This window comes from Butyrivibrio sp. (genome assembly GCF_017635265.1).
Taxonomy (GTDB): domain Bacteria; phylum Bacillota; class Clostridia; order Lachnospirales; family Lachnospiraceae; genus Butyrivibrio.
The window spans coordinates 1-15,833 of the sequence record NZ_JAGBLU010000122.1; the positions used below are offsets into that span (position 1 = coordinate 1).

Sequence of the window (15,833 nt, forward strand, 5' to 3'; positions counted from 1 at the left end):
TCATTTGGATTAGTCTCAATGTTAGATTACTACACCGAAAGGTGTGTTACTTGTTAAGCTGATTGAACCGCCGTGTACGGAACCGTACGCACGGTGGTGTGAGAGGTCGGGGGATTATTCAAATCTCCCTCCTACTCGATTCATATAGAAATTCCTATATTATAAAAAAATCCGTGTGGGTGAACACTTACGCGAATTTTTTGTTGCAAAAATGAAACCGTACTTGGCATGAGGATTTTCCGGTAAAATTCTTTTGTGTATTGAGGAGGCAGGATATGAAATATGCAGTTACCAGTCAGGAAATGAAGATTTATGACAGAAACACATCTGAAGTGTTTGGAATTTCCGGCGAAGTTTTGATGGAAAGAGCTTCTTTAAAGGTAGTTGAGAGAATAGAAGAATGGAAGAGTCAAAGAAAATGCGAGCGCAGATACAGAGCGCTTGTTTTTGCAGGTGTTGGTAATAATGGTGGAGATGGAGCTGTCATTGCAAGGCTACTTAAGCAGAAAGGATATATTGTAACACTTGTGGTTGTGGGAGACCCCACCAAAACCAGTGACCTTTTGTTAAAGCAGCTGAAGATATGTGAAAAATACGGCATTGCACCTGCCACTTTTTCCAATGTGACAAGCAACCTTTACTCCATGGAATGGGATATTATTGTAGATGCATTATTTGGTATCGGACTTTCAAGGAACATAACCGGATCTTTTCAGAAAGCTATTGAGTATATTAATTCATGCAAAGAGGAAAAGAAAAGCGACCTTTTAATTGCTGCAGTAGATATACCTTCCGGTATCAACGCTGATAACGGTCAGATTATGGGGAGTGCGGTAAAGGCCGATATAACAGTTACATTTAATCAGGTTAAATTAGGAGAAATTCTTTATCCCGGCTGCGAATATGTTGGATGCCTTTATGTTGAGGATGTAGGTATAACAGATGAGAGTTTTCTTGGAAAAGAGCCTGCCGCTTTTTATTTTGATGAGGAAATAAAAAGGCTTTTGCCTGAAAGAAAAAAGGATTCCAATAAAGGCACAAATGGGAAAGTGCTTATTATTGCAGGCTCTAAAAATGTAAGCGGAGCATGTGTTTTGGCGGCAAGTGCATGTCTTAGAAGTGGTGCGGGTATGGTGAAGGTTCTGACTGCAACAGAAAATGCCGAAATAGTCAAATCTCTTTTGCCGGAAGCACTTATTGATGTATATGAGGATTTTGAGCCTGTTGCAGATAAACTCATTAAGGATATGGAATGGGCAGATGCAGTTGTTATAGGCCCCGGAATCGGAATAGATATGAAGGGTGATGAACTTTTGGGTATAGTACTTGAAAGTTGCAAGAAGCATCTTGTAATGGATGCTGATGCCTTAAATCTTGTGTCCATGAACCGTGAATACAGAAAACTTTTGGCAGAATATGCAGTGGCAGGCAGAAAGCTCATTCTGACACCGCATCTTGCCGAGTTTGCACGTCTATATGGAAAAAGTGTTACGGACTGTAAAGCAAACATTCTTACGTATCCAAAAGAACTTGCCAAAGAGCTTCGCTGCACAGTAGTATGTAAAGATGCAAGAACTGTTGTGAGTGACAGTAATGAGAAAAAGATATATATTAATGTGAGCGGTAATGATGGGATGGCTACAGCCGGATCGGGTGATGTGCTGTCCGGAATTATCGGAGCTCTCGTGTGCCTGGAAAACAGCAGCTTTGAAGCTGCATGTCTTGGTACATATATACATGGAGCCTGCGGGGATAATGCCGCAGCCAAACATGGTAAATATGCTATGGTCGCATCGGATATTGCGGCTGAGCTTGAAGATATATTGAGGTGAAATGATGTTAGAAGAATTTTCCAGAGTATATGCCAGAATTGATTTAAAGGCAATTGAATACAACTTAGATAGCATGAGAAAAAATATTCCTTCAGGTACTAAAATAATGGCTGTGATTAAAACAGATGCCTATGGTCACGGAGCTGTAAGGATTGCAGAGGAACTGGAAAATAAAGATTATATTTGGGGATATGCGGTTGCGACAGCGGAAGAGGCTTTTGAACTAAGAGATAATGCCATTAAAAAGCCTATTCTTATTTTGGGATATACTTTTCCCTATGCCTATGAAAGACTTTTGATTGAGGGCATAAGACCGGCAGTTTTCAGAGTGGATATGGCAAAAGAACTTGATGCATGTGCAGAGAAACTTTTGGAAAGAGGAGATATCAGTAAAGTTCCAGAAATTCATATAGCTGTTGATACCGGAATGTCAAGGATTGGAATAACTCCTGATGATAAAGGAATTGAATTTATTAAAGAAGTATCTGCTCTTAAAAATATTGAGATAGAGGGAGTGTTCACGCACTTTGCCAGAGCTGATGAAAAGGATCTTTCTAATGTAAAAGAGAGAGAGCTTGTGTTTAAGAATTTTGTAGACAGAGCAGAGGCAGAGTGTAATATTAAAATCAGTCTCAAACATTGCGCTAACAGTGCCAGCATCATATCTGTTCCCGAAAGTTCAATGGATATGGTAAGAGCCGGTGTTACAATGTATGGCATGTGGCCTTCGGATGAAGTTCCTAAGAATATAGTAGATCTAAAGCCAACCCTCGAACTTATCAGTCATATAGTTATGATAAAGACTGTACCGGCAGGAACCCCTGTAAGCTATGGCGGAACATTTGTGACTGATAGGGAAACGAAAATTGCAACAGTTCCTGTTGGATATGGCGATGGCTATCCAAGAAGCCTTTCTAACAAGGGCTATGTTCTTATTGACGGTAAAAGAGCCAATATTATCGGAAGAGTCTGCATGGACCAGTTTATGGTAGATGTAACGAACATTCCTGATGTCAAAGAGGGAGACGAGGTCATTCTTATAGGCAAAGATAAAAAGTCCGGAGAAGAAATCACAGCAGAATTTCTTGGTGATTTAAGCGGAAGATTCAACTACGAACTAACATGTAATATAAATAAAAGAGTTCCAAGAGTTTTTATATAAAGGAAAATGTAAATTTGTACAAGTTAATTATTCTGGAGGATGAGCCAAAGCAACTAGAAAAACTGCTTGGAGTCTTAACCAGATACAGAGAAGAAAATCCATCATTTGAATATAGCGTTGAGACATATGATAGAGGAATCAATCTTTTGACATCCTATAAGCAGGATGCAGATATTCTTTTTCTGGATATTAAAGTTCCGGATATGCTTGGAATGGATGTGGCCAAAAAGATAAGGCTTCGTGATGAAAATGTAATGATCATTTTTGTTACAAACCTTACTCAATACGCTGTAGAAGGGTATTCTGTCAATGCTTTTGATTATATCTTGAAACCACTTCAATATGCTTCTTTTTCGGCAAAACTTTCAAGAGCGTTAAAAACTTTATCCTATAAAAATCCCGGAGTTCTGATTGAGCTTAAAAACAAAGAGTCAGGAAGACGCGTTAGTGCTGACAACATTACTTATGTCGAAAGCTCGGGACATGACATTCTTTTTCATATGGGGCATGAGACTGTCCGTCAATGGGGAACACTTGGCAAATATGAGCTTCTCCTTAAAGAGGCTAAATTTGCAAGATGTAATGCGAGTTTCCTTGTGAATCTCAAATATGTCGAGGTAATAAGAAAGGACGATGTTATAGTTGCCGGTGAGGCAATACCTATATCCAGGGGCAAGAGAAAAGAGTTTCTTGCCGCTTTTGCCCAATATAAAGGAGGGACATTGTGATGCCGACATGGTACATGGAACACAGGATAAGTATCCTTCTTTTTCAGTCAGTTATTGGAGTGTTGCCTTTTGGCAGTTATCTGGCAAAGAGAAAGAATTTTGCTGTCAGATTTATTGTCGGAACGTTGATAGGCTTTTTTCTGATCGGGCTTTTTGTACATACGGGCTTATTTGATATCAGTTCGCTTAGATGCGGTTTTATGCGAGTTGTAGCATCTTTGGTGGTGTTTCTTTTCACCATAATTGTTTGTTACATTTCTTTTGAAGAAAATTTTTACACAGCTCTTTTTGTGGCCTCGTCCGGTTATATTGCGCAGGACATTTCAGGGACAGTTAAGACTGTATTTAAGCTTATTCCCGGAATTAGTGAAATGAGTACAGTTTTAAGTGGAGTGATACTTATCGATGTTATAGTTTATGGTCTGGTATATATAGTTTTATTTATTATGTTCAGGCCTTATACCAGAAAAAGAGAGAGTATTTTTCATAATAAAGAAAAAGCTGTTTTTTCTGCGGGAGCTCTGATTTTTTGCATTGGAATGGCAAGGCTTTCCCAGGATAATTATGACAGAAATAACCTTGCAGTTGGTGCAGAGGCTATTTATCAGATCCTTTGCGATTTCTTTATCCTGCTTCTTCAATTTGGTGTTATGGAAAGAGTTGAGCTCAGGAATGGTGTTGATACCATGAAAGAGCTTATGCATCAACAGTATGACCAGATGAAACGAAGCAAAGAGAGCATTGAACTGGTAAATGAAAAGTACCATGATCTTAAGGGGATTCTCGATGGCTACGAGCTTGAACTTCCTAAAGATCAGTTGCGGGCTTTGAAAAAGAAAATTGAGGAGTATGAGGAATTTGTAAGTACCGGAAATCATATTCTTGATGTGGTAATAGCAGAAAAGAAAGAATTATGTAGCAGGGAAAATATTGAGCTTACTACTCTTGTAAATGGAGCGGAGCTTTCATTTATGGATGATGTTGATATTTACAGCCTTTTTGGCAATGCCTTCAACAACGCTATTCATGCTACCAAGAAACTTCCGGAAGATGAAAGATTTATTATGCTCACTGTTTCAAGCGGCGGTGGTACTATTACGATCCATATCGAGAATTCTTTCGATGGAAATGTTGTTATGGAAAATGGTATTCCTAAGAGCCTGAGAGATCCAAGATATCATGGGTTTGGAATGAGGAGTATGGAGCGAATAGTTAAAAAGTATGATGGAACTATAGCTGTGAAAGCAGAAGGAAAAGTCTTTAAGCTGGATATTATTATGCTTTAGTTTTTGAATTGAAAATTATGATGTAGAATGTACTGATTGTGCGGTTCGTCTTTAGACGGACCGCATTTTTTGTTATTTTTAAGAAAAAAATTTTGGAGGTATTTTATATGAAAAAGTTGGGGATGGTAGCTATGGCTATATTGCTGGGGACATTGGTTTTGGCAGGATGTGGAAAGAGTGCTGCGCCGGCAAATGATGCGGTAGCTGCTTCCAGTGAAAGCATTTCAGTCACTACTGAGGAATTTGACCTTACAAGCGATGGAAAGAAGATTTATGGCATGATGTACAAACCTGAGGATGGTAAGGAAAAGCATCCCACAGTGGTTTTGTGTCATGGTTACAACACAAATGCTGATATGCTTGACGGTTATGGAAAGTCATGGGCTAAAAAGGGTTACCTTTGCTACGCATTTGATTTTTGCGGTGGAAGTATTGGATCAAGATCTGAAGGTTCAAGTCTTGATATGAGTGTACTTACGGAAGTTCAGAATTTATCAGATGTTATGGATCAGCTTTTAGAGCTTGACTATGTTGATTCTTCAAATTTCTTTTTGATGGGACAGAGCCAGGGGGGATTCGTTGCGGCATTAACAGCAGCTAAGAGAGCAGATGATGTAAAGGCACTTGTACTGTATTTCCCGGCTCTTTCTATTCCTGATGGACGCAGAGCTCTCTACAGCTCTTTAGATGAAGTACCTGATGAGGAAGAAATCATGGGTATGACAATCGGCAGGAAGTATACGGAAGATGCTTTTAACCTTGATGCTTATGAGGAAATATCAAAATATCACGGAGACGTTCTTATTTGTCATGGAGACAAGGATCAGGTAGTTGATCTTAGTTATTCAGAAAAGGCAGTTGAAGTATACGATCATGCTGAACTTAAAGTGATTGAGTACGCCGAGCATGGTTTCCAGGCAAAAACTGCAAAAAAAGCAACAGAGTATACTCTTGAGTTTTTGGATGCTCATTTGGATTGATAAATAGAAAAAGGTCAATGATCGTTTTGTACAGCAAATTATGATGTGAGAAATACCATTTTTGATGTACATATGTAAATGAAAATTTGTAGATGTTAAATTGTGAAAAGTAAAAAACATATAATTTTTGGAGGTTATTAAAATGAAACAAATTTCAAAGCTTTTGGCAGTAGTAATGGCACTTGTAATTACTTGTGCAAGTCTTACAGCGTGTGGAAGCTCAGCTTCTCTTAGCAAGGCATTTACTTGCGGCAACTCTTTTTACATCGATGCTATCGGCTGGTACAGCAGTGATGTAGTAACTCTTAAGGTTAACAGCGACAACACATATGAGCTCACATATCAGGAGCACATTTTTGGAACAACAGATCCTGGAGTTAAGGGACTTAGAACAGTTGTTTATACAGGTAAGTGCACATCAGCAGCTTCAGCAGATGGTTGGGCAACTCATGTAGACTATACACTTCAGCCTGCTGACAGAATTTATTTCGAGCAGCATGAAAAAGGATACGGTAGAAGCAATATTGCTGGTCACTGTGTTCTTGATACAGCAAACTGGACAGACGACATGAAGGAAATCGCTGATCCTGAGAATGGTGCTATGGATGGAAAGGCATTCCTTTCAAAGTATGCTGAGACACTTACTATCACAGTTGAGGATCCTGCTCTTGACCCTGAAGATGTAAGTCTTGGATACAGAATTATCACAATGCCAGAGGTTAAGCTCATAACAGAGGCTTGATGGAGGATTTATTTTGAAGAAGAAAAAGAATGTGCTATGGCTCGTCCTTAGTATTGTTTTTACGGTTTTCTTCCTTATCACTATGATTGGTGGCCCCATTGCCAACAACTACTCCCAGATCATAAATATGGTCCTGGGAGTAGAAGGGTCTAAAGTCATAGGTGACGAAGGAATTACATATTTTGAGCCTGATTACACAAGTGATCAGCAGGTTGACGAAGGACAGAAGGTGGTAGAAAGCGTTGTTGCAAATGGCGCAGTTCTACTTATGAATAAAGATAATGCCCTTCCTCTTAAATCAGGTGACAAGATCACACTGGCTAGTATCAATTCATCAAAATTTGTTTACGGTGGTACCGGTTCAGGCGGAATGAACACTGATGGTGTTGACAGCCTTAAGGATGCACTTGAAAAAGATGGATTTAAAGTTAATCCAACCATGTGGTCTTTTTATACAGAAGGCGCTGGTAAGGAGTATGGCAGAATTCTTGCTTCAGGAAGTTTGAATAACTATATTTTTGAAAACAGCGAGTTCAAGGTTAATGAAGTACCTGTCAGCAAATATTCAAGTAATGAATGGGATTCAATTAAAAGCTATGGTGATGCAGCCGTAGTTGTTTTTTCAAGAGTGTGCGGCGAAGGAGCCGATCTTCCATGGTATGGAGCAGGAGATGCTGATGGTAATATCCTGCAGCTTTCCAAGGATGAAAAAGATCTTTTAGCTAAACTTTCAGAGCTTAAGGCAAACGGATCTTTAAAGAAGATTGTAGTTCTTTTGAACGCTGCAAATGCGATTGAGCTTGATTTTCTCAATCCTGATATATGCGGAGTTGATTATGGAATTGATGCCTGTATGTGGATTGGAGAAGTAGGTCAGGGAATCAGTGCAGTTGGTGAACTTTTGAATGGTACAGTTAATCCATCAGGTAAACTGGTAGATACCTATTGCTATGATAACCTCACTTCCCCTGCGCTTCAGAATGCCCATGCAACATCTTATACAAATTCCAAGTCAAAAGGTCTGTCTTTTTCTGAAGGTAATAATGAATATTACGTTGCATATCAGGAAGGCATCTATGTGGGTTACCGTTACTATGAGACCCGTTATGAAGATGTAGTAATGGGAACTGAAAATGTTGGTGAATATGATTATGCATCTACAGTTGCATATCCTTTTGGTTACGGTCTCAGCTATAGCGATATCTCCTATGATAGCATCGCAATGGAAGAAGATGGCGATAATTTGAAATTTACTGTTAATGTAAGCAATAGCTCAAATGTTGACGGAAGAGAAGCTGTACAGATCTATATGCAGTCACCATACACCGATTATGATAGGTTAAATGGTGTAGAGAAGGCTTCTGTTGAGCTTGTTGGATTTACTAAGGTAGATGTACCTGCAGGTGGAAGTGCTGTTGCAGAAATAACAGTTCCTAAGACTGAGCTTAGAGCATATGATGCAAACACTGCAGGAACATATATTTTGGATGCCGGCGATTACTATTTTACATCAGCAAATGGTTCACATGAAGCGTTAAACAATATTCTGGCAGCAAAAGACTATACAGTAGAAAATGGCATGACTTCTGACGGTAATAGAGATATGGTTTGCCAGTATAATGTTCCTGTTCAGGACAACACTGTTTTTGCTACAGCTATAACAGGAAACGAGATTCAGAACCAGTTAGACCATGCAGACCTCAATAGAAGGGAAGGCGATAATGGTGATGGTATCGTTTATCTGACACGATCTGACTGGGAAGGAACAATGCCTGTTGCTAACATTACAAATGGTAGCTATGAGGCAGCTTACAAGATGTCTGCATCTGATGACATGGTTAACCAGATGAACGAAGTTTATATAAAGAATACTGATGGTGAAATGCCTGTTGTTGGTAAGGAAGGAAATCTTAATCTTGCCCAGTTTGTAGGTGTTCCTCTTGACGGAAGTATAGAGCTTAATGGCAATACATATACCTGGGATGATCTGGTGGATCAGGTTTCATTTAATGAAATGGCTAAACTTATTGGTCAGACATATCATTCTACGGCTCCTGTAGCTTCAGTATCAAAGCCTGCTACAAAGGATGAGAATGGTCCACAGGGTATTACGGCTACACTTACAGGAGGCGGGTCTTCTACAAGTTATACCTCTGAAGATCTTATGGCTGCATCATTTGATTCTGAAGTAGCAACAGCTGTTGGTCGCAGCATGGGTAACGACTGTTTGCTGGCAAATGGCAAGGCATATTCAGGAATTTATGGTCCTGGTGTAAATATTCACAGAACACCATACAGTGGCAGAAACTTTGAATATTATTCTGAGGATCCATTTATTTCAGGTAAGATATGTGCTGCTGAGGTATCTGGTATTCAGAGTAAAGGTGTATATGTTTACATGAAGCATTTTGCACTTAATGACCAGGAAACAGCCAGAGATGGTATCTGTGTTTGGACAAATGAGCAGGCAGCCAGAGAGCTTTACCTTCAGGCCTTTGAGTACCCTGTAGTTGAAGCATCTGCTTATTGTGTTATGACAGGCTTTAACAGACTTGGTTGCGTTTGGGCTGGTGGAGATTATGGTCTCATTACAGGAATTCTTCGCGGAGAGTGGGGAATGCCCGGATTTGTGCTGACTGACTTCTCAAACAATAATAATTACATGGATGTTTTAAATGGTCTTATGGCAGGCGGAGATGGCTGGGATTGCAACGATGGCGCAAAGTGGACACAGAAGCTTGTCGAATACAAGGATGATCCTACAGTTGTTGCAGCAATGAAGGAAGCTACTAAGCACATCCTTTATACGACAGCCAATTCAAATGCAATGAACGGTGTTTCTGCAAACATGCAGGTAGTAGAAGTTACCACATGGTGGCAGATACTTATAATTGTTCTCGATGTTGTATTTGGAATCATTGCAGCATTTAGCATATTCATGCTTATGCGCGGAATTAAAAAGAACAAATAATTATATATTAAAAGTCTCAAAAACTAAGCTTTTTGGGACTTTTAGTTTAAGTATTGGGGTGAAGAGATGAAAAAGTAAATAAGGTGATCATATTTTTGATCTTGGCGTTTATTTCAGTTAACAGTTTTGCATGCGGAAATGCCACAAATTTTTATGATATCTACTCAAGACTTGCAAAAGAAAAGAACGCAGCATTTTATTCATTACCAAACTCCGGACACAGCTATTCGGAGCTTAATGATGAAGGCAAAGAATTTGTAATTACAACTATGATTGATTTTATTGGGGAGAGATAAAAGATGAGAAAAGGTATTACTATAGCTTTATGTTTAGCAATGACTGTTATTTCTGTAATTGGATGTGGCAAGGAGCCTGCTAAACAGGAAATAAAGCGGGATATAGATGTTACAACATATTATATAAAACACAAATTTCCGGAAGAAAAAATAAATGATATTGAAACTCTGGTTACCTCACCTGCAGGCAGTATTCTTAGTACTGATACTAAGTTTATCAGGTATGATCTGATGGATTCTGAGTGTGATAAAAAGGGAATAATCGAGAAAGTAGAGTATTCAACAGATGTATATGAGGATGGCAAAACATATAATAAATATGTGAATGTTTATCTGCCATATGGTTATGATGAAAACAGGACAGAACCTTATAATGTACTCTACTTCCAGCATGGAAATAAGCTTTCTAATGATTATTTTTTGCAGGAAGAATATAAGAATCGATTAGATAATCTTTTTGCATCAGAAAAAGTTGATCCTTTGATATTAGTATTTACAACATATTATCTGGATCCTGAAAAAGCAGATGAAGTAAGAAAAACAGAACCTGATGCTCCGGCCGGAGATGGCAATTATACAGGAGTTCCTGCAAATTTCTGGAAAGAGGTTGTCGAAGATATAATTCCTACAGTGGAGTCAAAATATAATACCTATACAGAAAGCTTTGATGAGGATGGGCTTGTTGCATCCAGGAACCATAGAGAATTTTCAGGTTATTCAAGAGGAAGCTGCTGTACATGGTATATGTTCCATTCAGCTTTACCGTATTTTAAGTGGTGGGCTCCTATGAGTGCAAGTTGCGTAGCCGGGAAGATGATTTCTGAGAATCCAACAGATGAGGAAGCTTATCTGTATTTGAAGGAAGCAGTAGATGCTAATCCGGAAATGGATTTCTTTATATATGTTGGAAGTGGCGGACCTACAGATGCCGGTTCACTTAGAACACAGATGGCATATTTTGAAAAGCAGCCAATTTTCTCATATGGTGATGATCCCAAGACTAACAATTTGTACTATGTTCTTTCTAATTTTGAACATGGAGATCTTTATGCACCTTACTATTACTACAATAGCTTGCAGGTGTTATTTAAAAATTAAACTATATTTTTGCGAGTGGCATGCGCCTTGCTTTCTTTCATGTTTATTCAAAACAGAAAACAAGGCGCATTATTTCATCTTAACTGTCTGTTTATGAAAATTTCCGTTTAGCTTTATCGTACTGGACATTTATTTCTTGAAGAGCAGCAGTGTCACCGTCCATGTTATCAGGATGGTAGAGTTTTACGAGAGACTTGTATTTTTTATCAACACTTTCTTTTGTAGTACAACCGGCAAAGAAATCGAATACTCCTGAGCTGCCTTCATTAGTTGTCTTTGAACTTCGATTATCGTTTTCGCGATCAGATCTTCTGTAACGGGCATCATCGTAGTCATCCTCAGGCTCATCATCGTAGTCTACATCGTCATCCTCATATGCTTCATCTTTATCATATTCATCATCGTATTCTTCATCGTAGTCCTCATCATAATCTTCATCGTCGTAGTCTTCGTCATCATAATCTTCTTCATCATAATCCTCGTATTCGTAGTCCTCATCTTCATAATCATCATCTTCATCTTCATAGAATGAGGCTCTTTTTCTGCGGCGATACTCTTGTTCATCCTCGGAATCGGCATAGGATCTGTTCTTGAGCCATTTCTCATAGTCTTTTTCATAATGTCTTTTGCCGGCATCAGGGAAAAGGCGGTAGTAGCGGTCGAGACTTTGAGCCACAAATCCTTTGCCAAGAATGGCTCTTATTACATATATTGCAACGTCAGCCATAATGCAAAAGAATATGATTTTACCAAAGGACATGAATACAGATAAAGAAAGTAGTATAGTAGCTACCGGAATTATCATAATTATCGTAAGTATCAAAAGAAAAATATAAAGTGGCGAACCTTTGTAAGAATAAACTGATTCTAACCACCATTTTTTTATTTCATTATAGAAAGTGGTAACTACATAATTGTTTTTTGTCAAACTGTTGTTGGCTTCTTTTACAAATTCTTCCGGAACATTCACGTCCGTACCAGGAATATCAAGGGAATGGGGAACGTTAATTTGAGGGCGTAGCTCGTTACCGATAGATAATAGCCCGAAGTTTCCTCCAAAGAGCAGAAACACGTTTATACATAGTAATAGAAAAAATGAAATTGATGTAACAGGAAGAATACAGAAAAACAGCTTAAGAAATCTGACATAAGCTTTTATAAACCAGGAAAGCATTGAAAAAAAAGCTTTTAATACTGAAACAACAATACTTGAGATGGCGCTTATTGCCAACGATAAAACAGAAACCATACTTACAAAAACTCCTTACCATAAATCCCCACACATAAAGAAAATTTTATATGAAAAATTAAAAGGTGTCGAGAGGCTTGAAGAACTATCTATTAAATGATAAGGTTAAGGTTAGCGTTTTGCTGGAAAAGGTGAGTGTATGAAAATATTTAAGAGACTTTTGGAAAAATATCCATGGATAAAATATTTGGCAGGGCTTGTTCCTTTTATTCTTGCATGTATTGGTTATGCAGGATCCGGGGAGATGAATGCATTTCAAGTAATCTACGCTGCTATAGCAATCTATTTTGTAAATCCTGTTTCTGACTATGAAACTCCAATCATTTTGTTTGCTAAAATAGCTGCCGTTGTAGTTACAGCTGGAATTATTTTGAGCTTTGTGAAATATGCTTTTTACAAGATTGAGCATTTCTTTTCAAGGTTTTCAAAGGATGCAACAGTAGTTTACACAGACAATGAACTTGGAAGGGCGCTTGGAAGTACTTTGAAGCATGGTTATGTTGTTGATGGACTTTCAAAGCCTGAGAGAGTAAAGAATCATATTCTTATGCTCTCAGATGATGCAGAAAGTATAAGATTTGTCAGCCAGAATGCCAAGGCTTTATCTCATAAGAATGTTTACATGATGATGAACAGCCTTGATTCATCACTTATCAAGGCGGGAAATCTTGTTGATACTGCGATGCATTTCTTTAATGTTAATGATCTTATGGCCAGAGACTATTGGAAAAAGAATAATCTATACGAACATAGGGATGAAAACTATAAAATAGCTATAGTTGGCTCAGGTGATGTAGCTTTTGCTATTTTTAAATATGGCTATCTGAATAATCTTTATAGCTTAAAGCAATCCTTTGAGTATCATCTCTGGGGGATGGAAGGCTCAAAAGCAGACTTTTTGAAGAATCTTTCCACTGAGAATAACGATAAAATCATTGTTCATGAGAATCCATGGGATATGGAAATGGATATTCTTGCTGATATGGACAGGCTTATCTACACTGAAAAAGAAGACCAGATTGATTTTATCCAAAAGGTCCTTTATGTTAATCCTCTTGCTGAGCTCCATTGTTATTCAGATGAAAAGATAAGTTACACGGATATTTATGAATCAGATAAGATCATGGTATTTGGTGATATGGAGAATATTCTTACTGAGGATAATGTTAAGAGCGAGAAATTATACAGACAGGGCAAACTCTTTAATTATGATTATTCTCTAAGATATAGCGGAAAAGCAGCTCCTTCTGATTTTGAAAAAGAGATGGAAGAAGAATGGAAAAAGCTTGATGGATTTAAAAAGAGTTCCAGCATAGCGAGAGCAGATCATTACTGGATTGAGAAGAAGCTTAAAAATGATGGGATTATGGATGATGACAGTGAAGATGCATGGAGAATCGAACATATAAGATGGAGCAGATTCCACCTGATAAATCACTGGTCTTATGACAAGACCAGAAATAATGCTATCAGAAAGCACAATCTACTGGTCCCATATGAGGAACTTCCGTCGTCTGAGAAAGAAAAGGATGGAATCTATGACAATACTATCAAGGCAGAAATTGACAAGCTTGATAGAGAAAACTAAAATGTGATATAGTTTATTTTGGTATTATGTGTGTTTTGCCTAAGTAGGAGGGGTGATTATGGACGAAGGCTTGCCTTCTGTCATTTTTATTGTAGTTTTTATTATTTTATTATTGGATATATTGTTTCATTCTATTTTCCGTGCTATTTGGCATTTTAAGGGTGAGAAAATAGAAAAAGACGGGAAAGATATTCGGGTATTTAAGTTCTTTAATGATGAAATTACCGTAATAGAGGCCTTTTTTATAAACATATTTTATAAGGCTATATTGTATCTGTTTGGGGAGCGTGGAGATGAAAGTCTTTCTGATGTGACCGAAGAAGAGATAAAGTCAATGGTTACAGAGGGACAGGAGCAGGGAGTAATCCAAGAGTCTGAGGCTGACATGATTTCCAATATTTTTGAGTTTTCTGATAAAGAGGCTCAGGATATTATGACAAACAGAAATGCCATGGTGGCAATTGATGCCAATATGAGTCTTAAAGAGGCTGTGAACTTCATGATGGAGACTAACAATAGCCGATTCCCTGTGTATTTGGATGACATAGACCACATTATTGGTATTATGCATATAAGAGATGCAATGAAAAAGCTTTCGGAGGAGACAGATGAAGAACTACCCATAAGAAAAATCAAGGGACTTCTTCGTCAGCCTAAATTTGTTCCCGAAACAAAAAATATTGATTCACTTTTTCATAGTATGCAATCATCAAAAACTCAGATGGTCATCATAATTGATGAATATGGTCAGACGGCCGGACTTGTTTCAATGGAAGATATTCTTGAGGAAATAGTTGGTAATATTCTTGATGAATATGATGAGGATGAGAACTATATTAAGCCTACCAAAACCAAGGGTGAGTTTATCGTTGATGGAATGACGCCTCTGGAAGTCCTTGAGAAAAAATTTGAGATTTCTTTTGACAAATCTGAGTTTGAAACATTAAACGGATATCTGATTTCCAAGTTGGATAGGATTCCGGAGGCTGATGAGGACTTTGACACCTCAGTAGAAGGCTATAATTTCAAGATCCTTTCTGTTCAGAATCACATGATAGCAAGTGTTCTTATGACCAAGCTTCCTGATGAAGAAAGCACAGAAACGGAAAAAGAATTAGAAATAGCAAAATAGTTTAATTATTATGAAAGGAAGTTTTTATGTCAGGACATTCAAAATTTGCTAACATCAAACACAAAAAAGAAAAGAATGATGCAGCAAAGGGTAAGATTTTTACAATTATCGGTAGAGAAATTGCCGTTGCAGTAAAGGAAGGCGGACCGGATCCGGCAAACAACTTCAAGCTTGCACAGGTTATAGCTAAAGCTAAAGCTAACAACATGCCAAACGATACAATTGATCGTGGCATCAAGAAAGCTTCCGGAGCTGATGGCGCAGTTGATTACAAGAATATTACATACGAAGGATATGGCCCGGGGGGAACAGCCATCATCGTAGAAGCACTTACAGACAATCAGAACAGAACAGCTTCCAATGTTAAGAGCGCGTTTACAAAGGGAAACGGTAATGTTGGAACACCGGGTTGCGTATCTTATATGTTCGATAAAAAAGGACAGATCATTATTGATAAAGAAGAGTGCAAGATGTCTTCTGATGATCTGATGATGCTTGTTTTAGATGCAGGTGCGGATGATTTTAATGAGGAAGAGGACAGTTTTGAAATTCTCACTTCTCCGGATAATTTTCAGCCGGTAGTAGAAGCACTTGGAAAAGAAAATGTTGAATCTGTATCAGCTGAGGTCACTATGATTCCTCAGAATTATGTTTCTGTAACAGATCCTGATACAGTCAAATATCTTCAGAGAATCCTTGATCTTCTTGATGAGGATGATGATGTTCAGGCTGTTTATCACAACTGGGAAGAAGCAGACGAATAATTTTT

13 protein-coding genes are annotated in these 15,833 nt (G+C 38.1%); 12 read left to right on the top strand and 1 reads right to left on the bottom strand.

All coding sequences use genetic code 11. The annotated features are described in order from the left end of the window. Positions 1–275: 275 nt before the first annotated feature. The 9 genes from J6O61_RS15190 (at position 276) to J6O61_RS15230 (ending at position 11,095) form a co-directional block, all read left to right on the top strand. Complete coding sequence (locus J6O61_RS15190; RefSeq protein ID WP_292214927.1) at positions 276–1,832, top strand: NAD(P)H-hydrate dehydratase; 1,557 nt, start codon at positions 276–278, stop codon at positions 1,830–1,832. A gap of 4 nt (positions 1,833–1,836) precedes the next feature. Beyond that, entirely contained in the window at positions 1,837–2,994 is a 1,158-nt protein-coding gene (alr, locus tag J6O61_RS15195; RefSeq protein ID WP_292214969.1) for an alanine racemase, read from the top strand. Between the two features lie 14 nt (positions 2,995–3,008). After that, positions 3,009–3,722 (top strand): LytR/AlgR family response regulator transcription factor, encoded by a 714-nt coding sequence (locus tag J6O61_RS15200; RefSeq protein ID WP_292214929.1) that lies wholly within the window; start codon positions 3,009–3,011, stop codon positions 3,720–3,722. Beyond that, positions 3,722–5,008 (top strand): GHKL domain-containing protein, encoded by a 1,287-nt coding sequence (locus tag J6O61_RS15205; protein WP_292214931.1) that lies wholly within the window; start codon positions 3,722–3,724, stop codon positions 5,006–5,008. Before J6O61_RS15200 ends, J6O61_RS15205 begins: the two co-directional genes overlap by 1 nt. Positions 5,009–5,115: 107 nt before the next feature. After that, positions 5,116–5,988 carry an alpha/beta hydrolase family protein gene (locus J6O61_RS15210; RefSeq protein WP_292214933.1) on the top strand — a complete coding sequence of 291 codons (873 nt, stop codon included), beginning with the start codon at positions 5,116–5,118 and terminating at the stop codon, positions 5,986–5,988. Between the two features lie 142 nt (positions 5,989–6,130). Then, the gene (locus tag J6O61_RS15215) at positions 6,131–6,730 is read left to right on the top strand and encodes a hypothetical protein (protein ID WP_292214935.1); all 600 of its coding nucleotides are present in this window, start codon (positions 6,131–6,133) and stop codon (positions 6,728–6,730) included. 13 nt (positions 6,731–6,743) lie between these two features. Then, complete coding sequence (locus J6O61_RS15220) at positions 6,744–9,701, top strand: glycoside hydrolase family 3 C-terminal domain-containing protein (protein WP_292214937.1); 2,958 nt, start codon at positions 6,744–6,746, stop codon at positions 9,699–9,701. A 95-nt stretch (positions 9,702–9,796) separates the two neighbouring features. Beyond that, positions 9,797–9,997, top strand: a complete 201-nt coding sequence (locus tag J6O61_RS15225; RefSeq protein WP_292214938.1) for a hypothetical protein — start codon at positions 9,797–9,799, stop codon at positions 9,995–9,997. A 3-nt stretch (positions 9,998–10,000) separates the two neighbouring features. After that, positions 10,001–11,095, top strand: coding sequence for an alpha/beta hydrolase (locus J6O61_RS15230; protein WP_292214940.1), 1,095 nt, complete (start codon positions 10,001–10,003; stop codon positions 11,093–11,095). A gap of 91 nt (positions 11,096–11,186) precedes the next feature. On the opposite strand, the gene J6O61_RS15235 is transcribed toward J6O61_RS15230, so the two are convergent. Beyond that, a complete protein-coding gene (locus tag J6O61_RS15235; protein WP_292214942.1) occupies positions 11,187–12,344 on the bottom strand; it encodes a hypothetical protein in 1,158 nt (385 codons plus the stop codon). A 139-nt stretch (positions 12,345–12,483) separates the two neighbouring features. Between J6O61_RS15235 and J6O61_RS15240 the strand changes: the two genes are divergently transcribed. Genes J6O61_RS15240 through J6O61_RS15250 form a run of 3 tightly spaced genes read left to right on the top strand, consistent with a single transcriptional unit; the run spans position 12,484 to position 15,828 of the window. After that, positions 12,484–13,932 carry a hypothetical protein gene (locus J6O61_RS15240; RefSeq protein ID WP_292214944.1) on the top strand — a complete coding sequence of 483 codons (1,449 nt, stop codon included), beginning with the start codon at positions 12,484–12,486 and terminating at the stop codon, positions 13,930–13,932. Between the two features lie 58 nt (positions 13,933–13,990). After that, positions 13,991–15,064 carry a transporter associated domain-containing protein gene (locus tag J6O61_RS15245; RefSeq protein ID WP_292214946.1) on the top strand — a complete coding sequence of 358 codons (1,074 nt, stop codon included), beginning with the start codon at positions 13,991–13,993 and terminating at the stop codon, positions 15,062–15,064. Between the two features lie 26 nt (positions 15,065–15,090). Beyond that, a complete protein-coding gene (locus J6O61_RS15250) occupies positions 15,091–15,828 on the top strand; it encodes a YebC/PmpR family DNA-binding transcriptional regulator (protein WP_292214948.1) in 738 nt (245 codons plus the stop codon). The last annotated feature ends 5 nt before the right edge of the window (positions 15,829–15,833 follow it).

Bases quoted from the DNA above. Each gene is read 5' to 3' on its own strand.
- J6O61_RS15190 (WP_292214927.1), top strand. From the start codon at position 276: ATGAAATATGCAGTTACCAGTCAGGAAATGAAGATTTATGACAGAAAC.
- alr (WP_292214969.1), top strand. From the start codon at position 1,837: ATGTTAGAAGAATTTTCCAGAGTATATGCCAGAATTGATTTAAAGGCA.
- J6O61_RS15205 (WP_292214931.1), top strand. From the start codon at position 3,722: ATGCCGACATGGTACATGGAACACAGGATAAGTATCCTTCTTTTTCAG.
- J6O61_RS15210 (WP_292214933.1), top strand. From the start codon at position 5,116: ATGAAAAAGTTGGGGATGGTAGCTATGGCTATATTGCTGGGGACATTG.
- J6O61_RS15215 (WP_292214935.1), top strand. From the start codon at position 6,131: ATGAAACAAATTTCAAAGCTTTTGGCAGTAGTAATGGCACTTGTAATT.
- J6O61_RS15230 (WP_292214940.1), top strand. From the start codon at position 10,001: ATGAGAAAAGGTATTACTATAGCTTTATGTTTAGCAATGACTGTTATT.
- J6O61_RS15235 (WP_292214942.1), bottom strand. From the start codon at position 12,344: ATGGTTTCTGTTTTATCGTTGGCAATAAGCGCCATCTCAAGTATTGTT.
- J6O61_RS15240 (WP_292214944.1), top strand. From the start codon at position 12,484: ATGAAAATATTTAAGAGACTTTTGGAAAAATATCCATGGATAAAATAT.
- J6O61_RS15245 (WP_292214946.1), top strand. From the start codon at position 13,991: ATGGACGAAGGCTTGCCTTCTGTCATTTTTATTGTAGTTTTTATTATT.
- J6O61_RS15250 (WP_292214948.1), top strand. From the start codon at position 15,091: ATGTCAGGACATTCAAAATTTGCTAACATCAAACACAAAAAAGAAAAG.